At 68.2% G+C, this 14,852-nt stretch carries 15 protein-coding genes; 11 read left to right on the forward strand and 4 right to left on the reverse strand.

The features are described from left to right. The 4 genes from RTW82_RS17585 to RTW82_RS17600 all read left to right on the forward strand — a co-directional run bounded on the left by RTW82_RS17585 (nucleotide 1) and on the right by RTW82_RS17600 (nucleotide 4,014). Nucleotides 1–456: a tripartite tricarboxylate transporter TctB family protein gene (locus RTW82_RS17585; RefSeq protein WP_316925853.1), complete on the forward strand. Its 456-nt coding sequence runs from the start codon at nucleotides 1–3 to the stop codon at nucleotides 454–456. Between the two features lie 4 nt (nucleotides 457–460). Continuing rightward, on the forward strand, nucleotides 461–1,975 hold the full coding sequence (locus RTW82_RS17590; protein ID WP_021221255.1) for a tripartite tricarboxylate transporter permease: 1,515 nt from the start codon (nucleotides 461–463) through the stop codon (nucleotides 1,973–1,975). Next, nucleotides 1,968–2,999: an AbrB family transcriptional regulator gene (locus RTW82_RS17595; protein WP_316925854.1), complete on the forward strand. Its 1,032-nt coding sequence runs from the start codon at nucleotides 1,968–1,970 to the stop codon at nucleotides 2,997–2,999. Before RTW82_RS17590 ends, RTW82_RS17595 begins: the two co-directional genes overlap by 8 nt. A 148-nt stretch (nucleotides 3,000–3,147) precedes the next feature. After that, entirely contained in the window at nucleotides 3,148–4,014 is an 867-nt protein-coding gene (locus RTW82_RS17600; RefSeq protein WP_316925855.1) for a DUF6279 family lipoprotein, read from the forward strand. Between the two features lie 7 nt (nucleotides 4,015–4,021). Here the strand turns inward: RTW82_RS17600 and RTW82_RS17605 are convergent, their stop codons facing one another. Together RTW82_RS17605 and ung are read right to left on the reverse strand one after the other, a co-directional pair. Continuing rightward, complete coding sequence (locus RTW82_RS17605) at nucleotides 4,022–4,561, reverse strand: hypothetical protein (protein WP_316925856.1); 540 nt, start codon at nucleotides 4,559–4,561, stop codon at nucleotides 4,022–4,024. A gap of 108 nt (nucleotides 4,562–4,669) precedes the next feature. Then, complete coding sequence (gene ung / locus RTW82_RS17610; protein ID WP_043245209.1) at nucleotides 4,670–5,365, reverse strand: uracil-DNA glycosylase; 696 nt, start codon at nucleotides 5,363–5,365, stop codon at nucleotides 4,670–4,672. A gap of 124 nt (nucleotides 5,366–5,489) precedes the next feature. Between ung and RTW82_RS17615 the strand changes: the two genes are divergently transcribed. Next, nucleotides 5,490–6,341, forward strand: a complete 852-nt coding sequence (locus RTW82_RS17615) for an HDOD domain-containing protein (RefSeq protein ID WP_021221260.1) — start codon at nucleotides 5,490–5,492, stop codon at nucleotides 6,339–6,341. A gap of 6 nt (nucleotides 6,342–6,347) precedes the next feature. On the opposite strand, the gene RTW82_RS17620 is transcribed toward RTW82_RS17615, so the two are convergent. Then, a complete protein-coding gene (locus RTW82_RS17620) occupies nucleotides 6,348–7,229 on the reverse strand; it encodes an AraC family transcriptional regulator (RefSeq protein WP_021221261.1) in 882 nt (293 codons plus the stop codon). Between the two features lie 131 nt (nucleotides 7,230–7,360). On the opposite strand from RTW82_RS17620, the gene RTW82_RS17625 reads away from it, so the two are divergent. The 6 genes from RTW82_RS17625 (at nucleotide 7,361) to mmsB (ending at nucleotide 14,257) form a co-directional block, all read left to right on the forward strand. Then, complete coding sequence (locus tag RTW82_RS17625) at nucleotides 7,361–8,854, forward strand: CoA-acylating methylmalonate-semialdehyde dehydrogenase (RefSeq protein WP_021221262.1); 1,494 nt, start codon at nucleotides 7,361–7,363, stop codon at nucleotides 8,852–8,854. 95 nt (nucleotides 8,855–8,949) lie between these two features. Further along, the gene (locus RTW82_RS17630) at nucleotides 8,950–10,197 is read left to right on the forward strand and encodes an ABC transporter substrate-binding protein (protein ID WP_316925857.1); all 1,248 of its coding nucleotides are present in this window, start codon (nucleotides 8,950–8,952) and stop codon (nucleotides 10,195–10,197) included. Nucleotides 10,198–10,203: 6 nt separating this feature from the next. After that, nucleotides 10,204–11,367 carry an isobutyryl-CoA dehydrogenase gene (locus tag RTW82_RS17635; protein ID WP_316925858.1) on the forward strand — a complete coding sequence of 388 codons (1,164 nt, stop codon included), beginning with the start codon at nucleotides 10,204–10,206 and terminating at the stop codon, nucleotides 11,365–11,367. Nucleotides 11,368–11,377: 10 nt separating this feature from the next. After that, nucleotides 11,378–12,196, forward strand: coding sequence for an enoyl-CoA hydratase (locus RTW82_RS17640; protein ID WP_184487789.1), 819 nt, complete (start codon nucleotides 11,378–11,380; stop codon nucleotides 12,194–12,196). Between the two features lie 34 nt (nucleotides 12,197–12,230). After that, nucleotides 12,231–13,334 (forward strand): enoyl-CoA hydratase/isomerase family protein, encoded by a 1,104-nt coding sequence (locus tag RTW82_RS17645; protein ID WP_316925859.1) that lies wholly within the window; start codon nucleotides 12,231–12,233, stop codon nucleotides 13,332–13,334. Between the two features lie 29 nt (nucleotides 13,335–13,363). Then, nucleotides 13,364–14,257, forward strand: a complete 894-nt coding sequence (mmsB, locus tag RTW82_RS17650; protein WP_021221267.1) for a 3-hydroxyisobutyrate dehydrogenase — start codon at nucleotides 13,364–13,366, stop codon at nucleotides 14,255–14,257. 81 nt (nucleotides 14,258–14,338) lie between these two features. Here mmsB and RTW82_RS17655 read toward each other — a convergent pair whose 3' ends face one another. Further along, a complete protein-coding gene (locus RTW82_RS17655) occupies nucleotides 14,339–14,764 on the reverse strand; it encodes an organic hydroperoxide resistance protein (protein WP_021221268.1) in 426 nt (141 codons plus the stop codon). Between the last annotated feature and the right edge of the window lie 88 nt (nucleotides 14,765–14,852).

Consider the following 14,852-nt stretch of genomic DNA (forward strand, 5'->3'; position numbering starts at 1 on the left):
ATGCTTTTTCAACGCCTGTTCAGTCTGGGCTGGCTCGCTGCATGCCTGGTTTTTGCCGTGCTGGCCTGGGACTACCACGCCGCCTTCTCCTACGAGCCGGTCGGCCCGCGCGCCTTCCCCCTGCTGATGCTGGGGCTGATGGCCGCCGCGCTGCTCTGGCTGACGCTGCGCCCCACCCCGGTGGCGCACACGCACGACGAGCAGCCGCTGGACGCCGCCAGCCTGCGCAAGGTGGCCGCGTGCATCGCGCTGCTGCTGGTCTACGCCGGGCTCTTCGAGCCGCTGGGCTTCATCCTCTCCAGCAGCCTCGTCGGCGTCTTCATGGCGCGCCTCTACGGCGGCCGCTGGCTGCCCAGTGCCATCGCCGCGCTGCTGATCAGCGTCGGCCTCTACCTGCTGTTCGACAAGACCCTCGACGTGCCGCTGCCGCTGGGCGTCCTCGACTTCCTGGAGTGATGACATGGAAACCTTGAGCTACCTGGGCCAGGGCTTCGGCGTTGCCCTTTCCCCCTACAACCTGGTCACTGCGCTGGTGGGCACCCTGATCGGTACCATCGTCGGCCTGCTGCCGGGCCTCGGCCCGATCAACGGCGTGGCCCTGCTGATTCCGGTGGCCTTCGCCCTCGGCCTGCCGCCGGAGTCGGCGCTGATCCTCCTCGCCGCCGTCTACCTGGGCTGCGAATACGGTGGGCGCATCAGCTCCATCCTGCTCAACATCCCCGGTGAAGCCTCCACCGTGATGACCACCCTCGACGGCTACCCCATGGCCCGCCAGGGCCTGGCCGGTGTGGCCCTGTCGCTGTCGGCCTGGAGTTCCTTCATCGGCGCCTTCATCGCCACCTGCGGCATGGTGCTGTTCGCCCCGCTGCTGGCCAAGTGGGCTATCGCCTTCGGCCCGGCGGAGTACTTCGTGCTCATGGTCTTCGCCATCGTCGCCCTGGGCGGCATGGCCGGCGACCGGCCGATGAAGACCTTCATCGCCGCCCTGCTCGGCCTGTTCCTCTCCACCATCGGCATCGACGCCAACAGCGGCGTGTACCGCTTCACCTTCGACAGCATCCACGTCGCCGACGGCATCCAGTTCGTGGTGCTGGTGCTGGGCCTGTTCTCGGTGAGCGAGATCCTCCTGCTGCTGGAGAAGACCCACCATGGCCACGTTGCGGTGAAGGCCACCGGGCGCATGCTGTTCAACGTCAAGGAGGCCGCTTCGGTGGCCGTGGTCAACCTGCGCTGCGGGGTCATGGGCTTCATCCTCGGCGTGCTGCCGGGTGCTGGCGCCACCCTGGCCAGCGCCGTGGCCTACATGACCGAGAAGAAGCTGGCCGGCGACAGCGGCACGTTCGGCAAGGGCGACATGCGCGGCCTGGCGGCACCGGAAACGGCCATCGGCGCCTCCGCCTGCGGCGCCATGGTGCCGATGCTGACCCTCGGCGTTCCCGGCTCCGGCACCACCGCGGTGATGATCGGCGCGCTGACGCTCTACAACATCACCCCCGGCCCGATGCTGTTCCAGCAGCAACCGGACATCGTCTGGGGCCTGATCGCCTCGCTGTTCATCGCCAACCTCATGCTGGTGATCCTCAACATCCCGATGATCCGGCTGTTCACCCGCATCCTCAACGTGCCCAACTGGGTGCTGGTGCCGGTGATCGCCATCATCACCTCCATCGGCGTCTACGCCGTGCACGCCACCACCTTCGACCTGTTCCTGATGGTCGCCATCGGCATCTTCGGCTACATCCTGCGCAAGCTGGATTTCCCCCTCTCGCCGCTGCTGCTGGGCTTCATCCTCGGCGGGCTGATGGAGCAGAACCTGCGCCGTGCGCTGTCCATCTCCAACGGTGAACTGGGCATCCTCTGGTCCAGCCCCATCACCCTCGGCACCTGGGCCCTGGTGCTGGTGATGCTGGCCCTGCCGCTGGTGCGCATCTGGCGCCGCCGCAGTGCCCAGCGCAAGGCCCTGGCCGGTGCCTGAGGGCTGGCGCGCCTGGTGGGCCACCCCGCTGGTGGGCGCGGTGGGCGGGCTGCTGGCCAGCCTCGCCCACTGGCCGCTGCCCTGGATGATCGGCGCCCTGGTGGCGGTCATCCTGTTCCGCTGCACCACCCCCTGGCAGATCCGTGATCTGCCAGGAGGCCGCAAGACCGGGCAATGGATCATCGGCATCGGCATCGGCCTGCACTTCTCCCCCGCCGTGGTGGAGCAGGTGCTGGCGCACTTCTGGCTGATCCTCTTCGGCGCCCTGTTCACCACCCTCTCCAGCGCCGCCGCAGTCTGGCTGCTGCGGCGTACCGGGGAGGACCCGGCCACCGCCTTCTTCTCCAGCATGCCCGGCGGCTCCGGGGAAATGGTCAACCTCGGCCTGCGCAACGGCGCCTCCCCCAGCCGCGTGGCGGCCGGGCAGAGCCTGCGCGTGGTGGCCGTGGTGCTCTGCGTGCCGGCGGTGTTCAAGCTGCTGCTGGGCGACGGCCCGGCGCTGCACCCGGTCGCCCCGGTGGATTGGGCCTGGCTGGCCCTGCTGGTGCCGGCCGGTGGGCTGCTGGCGCTGCTCTGGCAACGCCTGCGCCAGCCCAACCCCTGGCTGTTCGGACCGCTGCTGGTCAGCGCCGTCGCCAGCATCCTCTACGACCTGCACCTGGGCCTGCCCCCCGGCGCCAGCCAGGTCGGCCAGTTGCTGATCGGCAGCGGCCTGGGCTGCCACTTCGACCGGGCCTTCTTCCGCCGCGCCCCCAGCTTCCTCGCCCGCACTTTGCTGGGCACCGCGCTGATGATCGGCGCCGCCACCCTCTGCGCCCTCGGCCTGGGCTGGCTCACCGCCCTGGACATCCGCTCGCTGACCCTAGGCATGATGCCCGGCGGCATCGCCGAGATGAGCCTCACCGCCGAGACCCTGCAGCTTTCCGTCCCCCTGGTCACCGCCCTGCAGGTCCTGCGCCTGCTGCTGGTGCTGTTTCTCGCCGAGCCCGTGTACCGCCGCTGGCGCCAGCGCGCCCGCCCATAGGTGGGTGCCGGGCGCAGCGAAGCCCGATCGCGAATGAATTCGCTCCCACGAGGAGCGGTCATTTGATTAACGGATATGTCCCCACGCTCCGCTTGGCGGGGGCCCTGTCCTATCCTCTTGCCCATGCCCTGCCGCCCACGGTGATCCCATGCCGCGTCCGCGCGCCCTCGCTCCCCTCCGCTGGCTGCCGCTCTTCGCGGCGCTGCTGCTTCTTGGCGCCTGCAGCCGCCTGGACCTCGCCTACCGCAACCTCGACTGGCTGATCCCCTGGTCCATCGACGACTACGTCAGCCTGAACAAGGCCCAGCGCGCCTGGCTGGAACCGCGCATCCAGGCGCACCTGCGCTGGCACTGCAGCACCCAGTTGCCGCGCTATGCCGCCTGGCTGCAGGAGGTGGAAACCCTGGGCCAGACCGAGCGGCTGGACGCCGGGCAACTGCTCGAGCACATGCAGGGCTTCAAGGAAGCGATCGACGCCGTCGCCGTGGAGATCACCCCCACCAGCGTTTCGCTGCTGCAGGGGCTCGACTCCAAACAGGTGGAGGAACTGAACGCCTCGCTGGACAAGAAGGAGCGCAAGCTGCGCAAGGAGCACCTGATCCCGCGTGACGAGCAGGTCGAGCAACGCCGCGAACGCATGGAGAAACGCCTCAAGCCCTGGTTCGGCACGCTCTCCACGCAGCAGCAGGCGAAGGTGGATGCCTGGGCCGAGGGCCTGGGCGACAGCAACCTGTTGTGGGTGGATAACCGCAAGCTCTGGCAGTCAGCCCTGCGCAGCGCCCTCGCCGAGCGCGACAGCCAGGATTTCGCACCGCGCATCGCGGCATTGCTGCAGGATCGCGAAGCCTTCTGGAGCGATGCCTACCGGGCGCACTTCGAACGTGGGCAGGTGGCCCTGTCGCAGTTGCTCGCCGACCTGTTCAATGCATCCAGCGCCAGCCAGCGCGAGCGCCTGCGCAGCCGCCTGCACGACCTGCAGCAGGACATCCGCCAGTTGCAGTGCCCGACGGCCTGAACCCGCCTCAGCCGCGCAGGCGCGCGCCGATCCAGGCCAGCACCGCCCCTGCCAGGCACAGGTGGAACAGGTCGACCCGGGGAATCCCGAGCCAGTCGCCCTGGGTGCCGATCACCAGCCCCGCCAGCAGAAAGGCCAGGGAGCCGGCCACCGCCAGCGGCCAGCGCCGGGAACGCCCCGGCCAGGCCAGCGCCACCAGGGCCAGCGCATTGCCCACCAGCGCCACAGGGGGCGGCACCAGCAGCATCGCCGCTGCCAGGGCCAGCAGCGCCAGATGACGCCGCGCGCCCTGCAGCCAGACGAACGCGATCAATGGCAAGCCGATGCGCGAGGAGACGAAGGCCAACTGGCGGTGCAGGTCGTCGACGGCGCTGAAGCCTGCATAGAGCACCGCCCCTGCCAGCGCCGCCAGGGCCATGGAGACGAAGCCCGCCGCCCGCCAGCCCTCGCGCTCACGGCCATGGAGCCAGGCAGCCAGGAGGCAGGCGCTGGCCAGCAGCAGCTCGCCGCCGACATGGAGGATCAGCATCGGGGTGGAAGCGGGCATGGGGCGTCCTGTCGTGAGTCGCTAGAGATGCACGGCAGGCTACAGCGCGGGGATAACCCGGCGCATGGCGGCTCGCGCCAAAGCGCGTGACGCCATGCGCCAGCGGCGTCAGAGCGGCGGCACGCTCCAATCGATGGGCGCCAGGCCGTGCTGTTCGAGGAACTTGTTGCAGCGGCTGAAGTGGCCGTTGCCGAGGAAGCCGCGGTAGGCCGACAGCGGCGAGGGGTGGGCGGAACGCAGCACCAGGTGCTTGGTGGAGTCGATCAGGCGCTGCTTGCTCTGCGCGTGGGCGCCCCAGAGCAGGAACACCAGGTTCGGCTGGTGCGCGCTGACGACCTCTATCACCCTGTCGGTGAAGGGCTGCCAGCCCTGGTTGGCGTGGGAACCGGCCCGGGCCTGCTCCACGGTCAGGGAGGTGTTGAGCAGCAGCACGCCCTGCTCGGCCCAGCTCTGCAAGTGGCCGTGGTCGGGCATGTCGATGTTCAGGTCGCGCTTGAGCTCCTTGTAGATGTTCAGCAGCGACGGCGGGATGGGCACGCCCGGCTGCACCGAGAAGCACAGGCCATGGGCCTGGCCGGGGCCGTGATAAGGGTCCTGGCCGATGATCACCACCTTCACCTCGTCCAGCGGCGTGGAGTTCAGCGCGTTGAAAATCATCGGGCCGGGCGGGAACACCACCTTGCCGGCGGCCTTCTCGGCGCGCAGGAACTCGCCCAGCGCCTTCATGTAGGGCTTGTCGAACTCGTCACGCAGGGCCTCTTTCCAACCCGCTTCGAGCTTTATCCGATCAACGGTCTCGGTCATCTCTCTTCCAGTTCTCTAGCGCCTTCCAGCGCGGATGAGGCGGGCGAAGGCCGCTCAATGGTCGGGCACCCTAAAAAATGCCCTCTACTCTTGTCAATCAAGGAGGACAAGGAGATCGCATCCGATGGACAACCGCCACGATGGCCTGAAGTTCTCGCTCTACAGCAGCTTCCTCAAGGGCAACGCCAAGGTGCCGCAGATGCCGGAAACCTCGCTGCGCCTGCGCAAGCTGCTGGCATCCGAGCACGCCTCGCTGGAACAGGTCACCCGCCTGCTGCACAGCAACCCGCCGCTTGCCGCCTACCTGCTGCAATTCGCCGAGACCCCGATGCTGCGCAACCTGCGCCAGGGCGTGAACCTGCAGGAGGTGATCGCGCGCCTGGGCATGCAGCGCCTCAACAACCTGGTGCTCAGCTTCGCCATCCAGCACCTGTTCACCAGCCAGGACCCGGCCCTGCAGAAGGTCTTCCGCACCCGCTGGAATGCCGCCCTGCTCTGCGCCGCCCACAGCGCCTGCCTGGCCCAGTTGCTCACGCGCCTGCCCCTGGAAGACGCCCTGCTCGCCGGCCTGGTGCAGGACATCGGCAGCCTGCCGTTGCTCGACGAGTTGGAGCGCTGGCCGGAGGTCCCCCGCGAAGAGAGCGAGCTGCAGCGTCTCTGCGACCAGCTCTCCGCCGACATCGGGGTGATCGTGCTCACCAGCTGGAAGCTGCCGCCGCTGCTCATCGACTGCGCGCGCAACCGCAGCGACTGGTGCCGCGCGCACAAGGGCTCGGCGGACCTGGTGGACGTGGTGCAGGTGGCCCGCCAGTTGGCCGCGCGGGAACTCGACGATGAGCAGCTGGTGCAGCTACCCGCCTGGCAGCGCCTGCTGGGGGAACGCCTCGACAGCCTGCCGCCTGAGGCGGTACGCGCGGAGCTCGCCAGCGAGGTGGGCTTCTGGTTCAAGCTGCTCGGCGGCAAGGGCCACGCCTGAATCGCATCAGCCCTGATGCAGCGCCCGGTAGTGGCTGGGCGCCATGCCCACCACCTTGCGGAACAGCCGCGAGAAGTAATAGACGTCCTCGTAGCCCAGTTGCTCGGCGATCTGGCGGATGCCCTGCTCGCCTTCGTCGAGCAGGCGACAAGCGTGGGCCATCTTCAACTGGATGAAATCCTGGATCGGCGCGTGCCCGGTCAGCGCGCGGTAGGTCTTGGCGAAGTGAAAGCGCGACAGCTTGAACTGCGCCGCCAGCTGGTCGAGGTTGAGGCTGTCGTGCAGGTGCGCGCGCATCACCGCCTGCACCGCGTCGATGTCCAGCACGCGCCCGGACTTCAGCACCCCGCGCGCCGGCAGCACGGCGAGCGAGGTCAGCAGCGTCTGCAACTGATGGGCGGCGTGGACGAAATGCAGCGGGTTGAGTCCATGGCGGCGCAGCCCCAGCAAGGCGTCGAAATCCGCCAGCAGGCGCGGCTGGGCACCGATGCGGCGCAGCCCGGCCGGCCCCAGGGGGCGCAGGAAGTCCTCCACCAACTCCCCTTCGAAATGCACCCAATAGATGCTCCAGGGCCGCTGCGGGTCGGCGCCGTAGGCGTGCATGCGCCCCTTGGGCAGCAGCAGCAGGTCGCCGCCGACCACGTCCAATCGTCCATCCCCGGTCTCCAGCCAGCCCTGGCCGGCACGGCAGTAGATGAGCAGGTGATCGTCCGGCGCCAGGCGCAGCATGCGGTGCCCACCAGCCTCCGGGTAGAAGCCCAGGGCCAGGGGGTAACAGCCCGCCGTCAGCGGGTTGCGCGCCAGCAGGCGGCGCAGGCGCGGTGGCGTGGTGAAGCGCACGCCATTGGCCGGCAGCGGCCAGTTGGAGGTTTCCACGGAGCGGCTCATGGTTGTTCTTGTCTGGGCCTGCAATCACAAGATCGTCCATCCAGGCGACAAGATCGTCAATCCACATCTGCCGTGCGCGCCGCTATAACGACAAGAAAACAACAAGACGCCCGGCACGGGTGGAGGACGAGATGACCAGGACGATTCCGCAACTCATCGACGGTGAATGGCGCGACAGCCGCTCCCGCGAACTGATCGAAGTCACCGATCCCGCGACCCAGGCCGTGCTGGCCCTGGCGCCCAAGGCAACGCCCGAGGAAATCGAGGCCGCCATCGCCAGCGCCAAGCAGGCCTTCACCAGTTGGCGCGAGGTGCCGGTGTCGGAACGGGCGCGGCTGATGCTGCGCTACCAGCACCTGCTCAAGGAGCACCACGACGAGCTGGCCGAAATCCTCGCCAGCGAGACCGGCAAGACCTTCGCCGATGCCAAGGGCGACGTCTGGCGCGGCATCGAGGTGGCCGAGCACGCCGCGAACATCGCCAGCCTGATGATGGGCGAGACGGTGGAGAACGTGGCCCGCGAGATCGACACCGCCAGCTGGGTCCAGCCCCTGGGCGTGTGCGTCGGCATCACCCCCTTCAACTTCCCGGCGATGATCCCGCTGTGGATGTTTCCCCTGGCCATCGCCTGCGGCAACACCTTCATCCTCAAGCCATCCGAGCAGGATCCGCTGACCCCCAACCGCCTCGCCGAGCTGTTCCTCGAAGCCGGCGCGCCCAAGGGCGTGCTGCAGGTGCTGCATGGTGGCCGCGAGCAGGTGGACGCCCTGCTCACCCACCCGGACATCCGCGCCATCTCCTTCGTCGGCTCGGTGCCGGTGGGCCAGCACATCTACCGCACCGGCACCGCGCACCTGAAGCGCGTGCAGGCCTTCGCCGGCGCCAAGAACCACATGGTGATCATGCCCGACGCCAACAAGGACCAGGTCCTCAGCAACCTGCTGGGCGCCAGTTGCGGCGCCGCCGGCCAGCGCTGCATGGCCATCAGCGTGGCGGTGTTCGTCGGCGCGGCGCGGGAGTGGATCCCCGAGCTGGCCGCGCAGATGGCCGAGCTCAAGCCCGGCCACTGGCAGGACGCCCACGCCGCCTACGGCCCGTTGATCAGCCAGCAGGCCAAGCAACGCGTGCAACGGCTGATCGCCGAGGGCAAGGCCGAAGGCGCCGACTGCCTGCTGGACGGCTCCCACTGCGAAGTGGCGGGCTTCCCCGACGGCAACTGGCTGGGCCCGACCCTGTTCCGTGGCGTGACCACGAAGATGGGCCTGTACCGCGAAGAGATCTTCGGCCCGGTGCTGGCCTGCATGGAGGTGGACGACCTCAACGCCGCCATCGAACTGGTCAACGCCAGCCCCTACGGCAACGGCACCAGCATCTTCACCCGTTCCGGCGGCGCCGCACGGCACTTCCAGCATGCGGTGGAAGTGGGCCAGGTGGGCATCAACGTGCCGATCCCGGTGCCGCTGCCATTCTTCTCCTTCACCGGCTGGAAGGGCTCCTTCTACGGCGACCTGCATGCCTACGGCAAGCAGGCGGTGCGCTTCTACACCGAGACCAAGACGGTCACCAGCCGCTGGTTCGACGACAGCCCCGTGAGCGGGCCGAACATGACCATTCAGTTGAAGTGAGAAGTGCGTCGGCCCTGTTAGACCAAAAGATGATCTCACCTTAAAAACGAGCGGCGTAAAAGGTTCCCTGCAGAACAACAACAAGGAGAACTGCAATGCGCCGATTGACTGCCACTCTGGCCCTCTGGGCCGGAATCACCGCCTGTGCGCAGGCTGCTGAGCCCATCACCCTGGGGCTCAACTACCCGCGCACCGGCTCATACAAGGAAGAGGGATTGGCACAGATGCGTGGAGCCCTGCTGGCCATCGACGAGCTCAACGCCACCGGCGGGGTGCTCGGCCGCCCCTTGCGCCTGTCCGGCAAGGATTCCGCCTCACGCCCGGAAAAAGCGGTGAAGAACGTCGACAAGCTGGCCGCCGAAGGCGCGGTGATGCTCTTCGGCGGGGCCTCCAGCGCGGTGGCCATCGCCGCCGGCGAACGTGCCCGTGACCATGGCCTGCTGTACTTCGGCACCCTCACCTACTCCAACGACACCACCGGCAAGAACGGCCACCGCTACATGTTCCGCGAGTGCAACAACGCCTGGATGAGCGCCAAGGTGCTCGGCCAGTACCTGAACAAGACCCTGCCCGACAAACGCTATTTCTATGTCACCGCCGACTACACCTGGGGCCACACCACCGAAGCCTCGCTACGCCAGGCCACCGCCAGCCAGGACCCCGCCCGTCACGCCGGCGTGCACGTGCCCTTCCCCGGCGCACGTCTCACCGACTACCAGGACGTCCTGACCCAGGCCGCCGCCAGCGACGCCCAGGTGCTGGCCCTGGTGCTGTTCGGCGAAGACCTGGTGCGCGCCATGCGCATCGCCAAGGACATGGGCCTGACCGAGCGCATGCAGATCGTCGCGCCGAACCTCACCCAGGGCATCATCGAGCAGGCCGGCCCTGACCTGATGCAAGGCGTGCTCGGTACCGAACCCTGGACCTGGCGCGTGCCGGCCCTGGAGAAATCCCAGCGCGGCATGGCCTTCGTCGAAGCCTTCAAGGCGCGCTACCAGATGTACCCCTCCAGCTCCGCCGCCTCGGCCTACAGCATCGTCCAGCAATGGGCCGATGCCGCCAAACGCAGCGGCAGCCTCAGCAGCGAGGCACTGATCAAGGCGCTGGAAGGCCATACATACAGCCTGCTGAAGGACGAGCAGCAGTGGCGCCCCTTCGATCACCAGAACCTGCAGACGGTCTATGCCGTGCGGGTGAAGACCCGTGAGGAGGTGCTCAAGGACCCGCTCAAGCAGGACTACTTCGAAATCGTCGACCGCCTCGACGCCAGCAGCGCCCTGCCCAGCCTCGCCGACTGGCAGGCCGAACGGCGTGCCGGCAACCAACCCCCAACCTTGCAATGAGACGCCATGGACTTCGAACTCAGTGATGAACAGCGCCTGCTGGTACACAGCGCCGCCGCCTTCACCCGCCACGAGCTGGCGCCGAACGCAGCGGACTGGGACCGTGACCACCACTTCCCGGTGGAGGTGATCCGCCGCGCCGCCGAGCAGGGCTACCTGGGCCTGTACATCGCCGAGGATGACGGCGGGCTGGGCCTCTCGCGCCTGTCCGCCTCGCTGATCTTCGAACAGCTGGCCGCCGGCTGCGTCGCCACCACCGCCTACCTGACCATCCACAACATGGCCGCCTGGATGCTCGCCTCCTTCGGCGACGCCGAACTCAAGGCGCGCTGGCTGCCGGGGCTGATCAGCGGCGAGCACCTGGCGTCCTATTGCCTCACCGAGCCGGATGCCGGCTCCGACGCCGCCCACCTGCGCACCCGTGCACGCCGCGACGGCGAGCACTACGTGCTGGACGGCAGCAAGTGCTTCATCTCCGGGGCCGGCAGCACCCAGGTGCTGATCGTCATGGCGCGCACCGGCGAAGACGGCGCCAAGGGCATCTCCTGTTTCCTGGTGCCGGCCGACGTCGAGGGCATCCGCTACGGCCGCAACGAAGACAAGATGGGCTGGCGCGCACAGCCCACCCGCACCATCACCTTCGAGGGCGTGCGCATCCCCGCCGGCAACCGCATCGGCCCGGAAGGCCAGGGCTTCGTCTACGCCATGAAGGGCCTGGACGGCGGCCGCCTGAACATCGCCAGCTGCTCCTTGGGCGCAGGCCAGGCGGCGCTGGAGCAGAGCCTGCGCTACGTCGAGGAGCGCAAGCAGTTCGGCAAGCCCCTGGCTGAGTTCCAGGCCCTGCAGTTCAAGCTCGCCGACATGCTCACCGCGCTCACCGCCAGCCGGCAGATGGTGCGCCTGGCGGCCCATCGGCTGGACCATCGCCACGCCGAGGCCAGCCTCTACTGCGCCATGGCCAAGCGCTTCGCCACCGACCAGTGCTTCGACATCTGCAACGATGCACTGCAACTCCATGGTGGCTATGGCTATCTGAATGACTACCCTCTGGAGCGCTGGGTGCGTGACACCCGTGTGCACCAGATACTCGAAGGCACCAACGAGATCATGCGCGTCATCGTGGCGCGCCGTTTACTGGAACAGGGCGGCAGCATCGACCGCCTGTTGTAAGGAGCACTCCATGAGCACTGCCGTAGAGCCGTACCAAGCCGGCGTTTTCGACCTGACCCACAAGCTCACCGTGGAAAAGCACGGGCACACCGCGCTGATCACCATCAACCATCCGCCGGCCAACACCTGGGACCGCGACTCGCTGATCGGCCTCAAGCAGGTGGTCGAGCACCTCAACCGCGACGACGACGTCTACGCCCTGGTGGTGACCGGCCAGGGGCCGAAGTTCTTCAGCGCCGGTGCCGACCTCAACCTCTTCGCCGATGGCGACAAGGCCCGCGCCCGCGAGATGGCCCGGCGCTTCGGCGAAGCCTTCGAAACCCTGCGCGACTTCCGTGGCGTGTCCATCGCCGCGATCAACGGCTACGCCATGGGTGGCGGCCTGGAATGCGCCCTGGCCTGCGACCTGCGCATCGCCGAACGGCAGTCGCTGATGGCCCTGCCCGAGGCGGCCGTGGGCCTGCTGCCCTGCGCCGGCGGCACCCAGGCGCTGTCCTGGCTGGTGGGCGAAGGCTGGGCCAAGCGCATGATCCTCTGCGGCGAGCGCGTGGACGCGGAAACCGCCCTGCGCATCGGCCTGGTGGAGCAGGTGGTGGACACCGGCGAGGCGCGCGGCGCCGCCCTGCTGCTGGCCGCCAAGGTGGCGCGGCAGAGCCCGGTGGCGGTGCGCACCATCAAGCCGCTGATCGAAGGCGCGCGCCAGCGCGGGCCGAACACCTGGTTGCCGGAGGAGCGCGAGCGCTTCGTCGACCTGTTCGACGCCGAGGACACCCGTGAAGGGGTCAACGCCTTCCTCGAGAAACGCGACCCGCAATGGCGCAACCGCTGAGCCGCCAGCCCGAAGACACCCGTTGGGAGAAGTGATGAATATCCAGTTCGAAGAACGCGTCGGCCTGCACGGCGCCCGCATCGGCATCGCCAGCCTCGATGCCGAAGCCAGCCTCAACGCCCTGAGCCTGCCGATGATCGAGGCCCTCGACGCGAGGCTGCAGGAATGGGAAAGCAACCCGGAGGTCGTCTGCGTGCTGCTGCGCGGCAACGGCCCGCGCGCCTTCTGCGCCGGCGGCGATGTGCGCAAGCTGGTGGAGGCCTGTCGCGAACACCCCGGCGAGGTGCCCCCGCTGGCGGCGCGCTTCTTCGCCGACGAGTACCGCCTCGACCACCGCATCCACACCTACTCCAAGCCGCTGATCTGCTGGGCCCACGGCCATGTGCTGGGCGGCGGCATGGGCCTGATGCAGGGCGCCGCCATCCGCATCGTCACCCCCTCCAGCCGTCTGGGCATGCCGGAAATCAACATCGGCCTGTACCCGGACGTCGGCGGCAGCTGGTTCCTCGCCCGCCTGCCCGGCCGCCTGGGGCTGTTCCTCGGCCTCACCGCCAGCGCCATCAACGCCCACGACGCCCTGGACCTGGGGCTCGCCGACCGCTTCCTGCTGGAAGACCAGCAAGCTGAGCTGCTCGACGGCCTGGTGCAGCTGAACTGGCGCGAGCAGGCCGGCGCGCAGCTCACCAGCCTGCTGCAGTCCCTGGAACACCAGGCCCGCGGCCAGTTGCCGGCGGCCCAGTGGCTGCCCCGCCGGGCGCGCATCGACACGCTGCTGGACGTGGCCGACCTGCCGACCGCCTGGAAGGCCATCACCGCGCTGCAGCACGACGATGACGCCCTCCTCGCCCGCGCCGCCAAGACCCTGGCGGGCGGCTGCCCGCTCACCGCGCACCTGGTCTGGGAGCAGATCCGCCGTGCCCGCTACCTGTCCCTGGGCGAGGTGTTCCGCATGGAATACGCCATGAGCCTGAACTGCTGCCGCCACCCGGAATTCTCCGAAGGCGTGCGGGCGCGCCTGATCGACAAGGACAACACGCCGCGCTGGCACTGGCCCGATGCCGCCGCCATCCCCCGCGCGGTGATCGAGGCGCACTTCGAGCCGGTGTGGGATGGCCCCCATCCGCTGGCAGCGCTCTAGCCCATCCACAACGGCCAAGGAGAACAACAATGAAAAAGATCGCCTTCATCGGCCTCGGCAACATGGGCCTGCCAATGGCCCGCAACCTGCTCAAGGCCGGCCATGAGCTCAAGGTCTTCGACCTGGTGCAAAGCGCGGTGGACGAACTGGTGGCCGAAGGTGCCAAGGCCGCCAACGATGCCCACGACGCCGTTTCCGGCGTCGAGATCGTGGTCAGCATGCTGCCCGCCAGCCGCCATGTGGAAGGCCTGTACCTGGGCGACGACGGCCTGCTCGCCTTCATCCGCGCCGGCACCCTGGTGCTGGAGTGCTCGACCATCGCCCCCGACTCGGCGCGCAAGGTGCACGCCCAGGCCAAGGCGCTGGGCATCGACCTGCTGGACGCACCGGTTTCCGGTGGCACCGCCGGGGCCGCCGGCGGCACCCTGACCTTCATGGTCGGCGGCGACGGCAACACCCTGGAAAAGGCCCGCCCGGTGCTGGCGGCCATGGGCAAGAACATCTTCCACGCCGGCCCGGAAGGCGCCGGCCAGGTGGCCAAGGTGTGCAACAACCAGGTGCTGGCGGTGCAGATGATCGCCACCGCCGAAGCCATGGCCCTGGGCGTGGCCAACGGCCTCGACCCCAGCGCCCTGGCGGAGATCATGCGCCAGAGCTCCGGCGGCAACTGGGTGCTGGAGCGCTACAACCCCTGGCCCGGCGTGATGGCTGCGGCACCGGCGAGTAACGGCTACCAGGGCGGCTTCATGGCCGAGCTGATGGCCAAGGACCTGGGCCTGGCCCAGGAGGCCGCGCAGCTCACCCAGAACAGCACCCCCATGGGCGCCCTGGCGCTGCAGCTCTACAAGATGCTGCTCAAGCAGGGCAAGGGCCGCCAGGACTTCTCCGTGGTGCAGCAGCTGTTCATCGAGCCCGAGGCCTGACCGCTCGCCCCATCCTGCGAACACTGTTTCTCCCAAACGCAAAAAGGGCCCCGAAGGGCCCTTTTTCATTCCACCGTCGCCTCAGACCAGGGTCAGGGTGACGTCGATGTTGCCGCGGGTGGCGTTGGAGTAGGGGCAGACGATGTGGGCTTTTTCCACCAGCTCACGCGCCTTGTCCTTGTCCATGCCCGGCAGGCTGATCTGCAGTTCCACCTCGATGCCGAAGCCGGTGGGGATGGCGCCGATGCCGACGATGCCTTCGATGGAGGCGTCCGCCGGAACGGCGTACTTGTCACGGGCACCGACGAACTTGATCGCCCCCAGGAAGCAGGCCGAATAACCGGCGGCGAACAGTTGCTCGGGGTTGGTGCCCTCGCCGCCCGCGCCACCCAGTTCACGCGGGGTGGTCAGGGAGACGTCGAGGACGCCGTCGGAGGAGATGGCGCGGCCTTCACGGCCACCGGTGGCTTCTGCATAGGCGCGGTACAGGACGTTTTCGATGCTCATGATGTATTCCTCTGGATAGCGATTGGGAGTTATTTGGTTCGCTGTAGATTTGTGCGCTAAGCGATTCCATGGAGCAAAGATTAGTTCG

Source organism: Pseudomonas sp. zfem005 (assembly GCF_032621735.1).
Classification (GTDB): domain Bacteria; phylum Pseudomonadota; class Gammaproteobacteria; order Pseudomonadales; family Pseudomonadaceae; genus Metapseudomonas; species Metapseudomonas solani.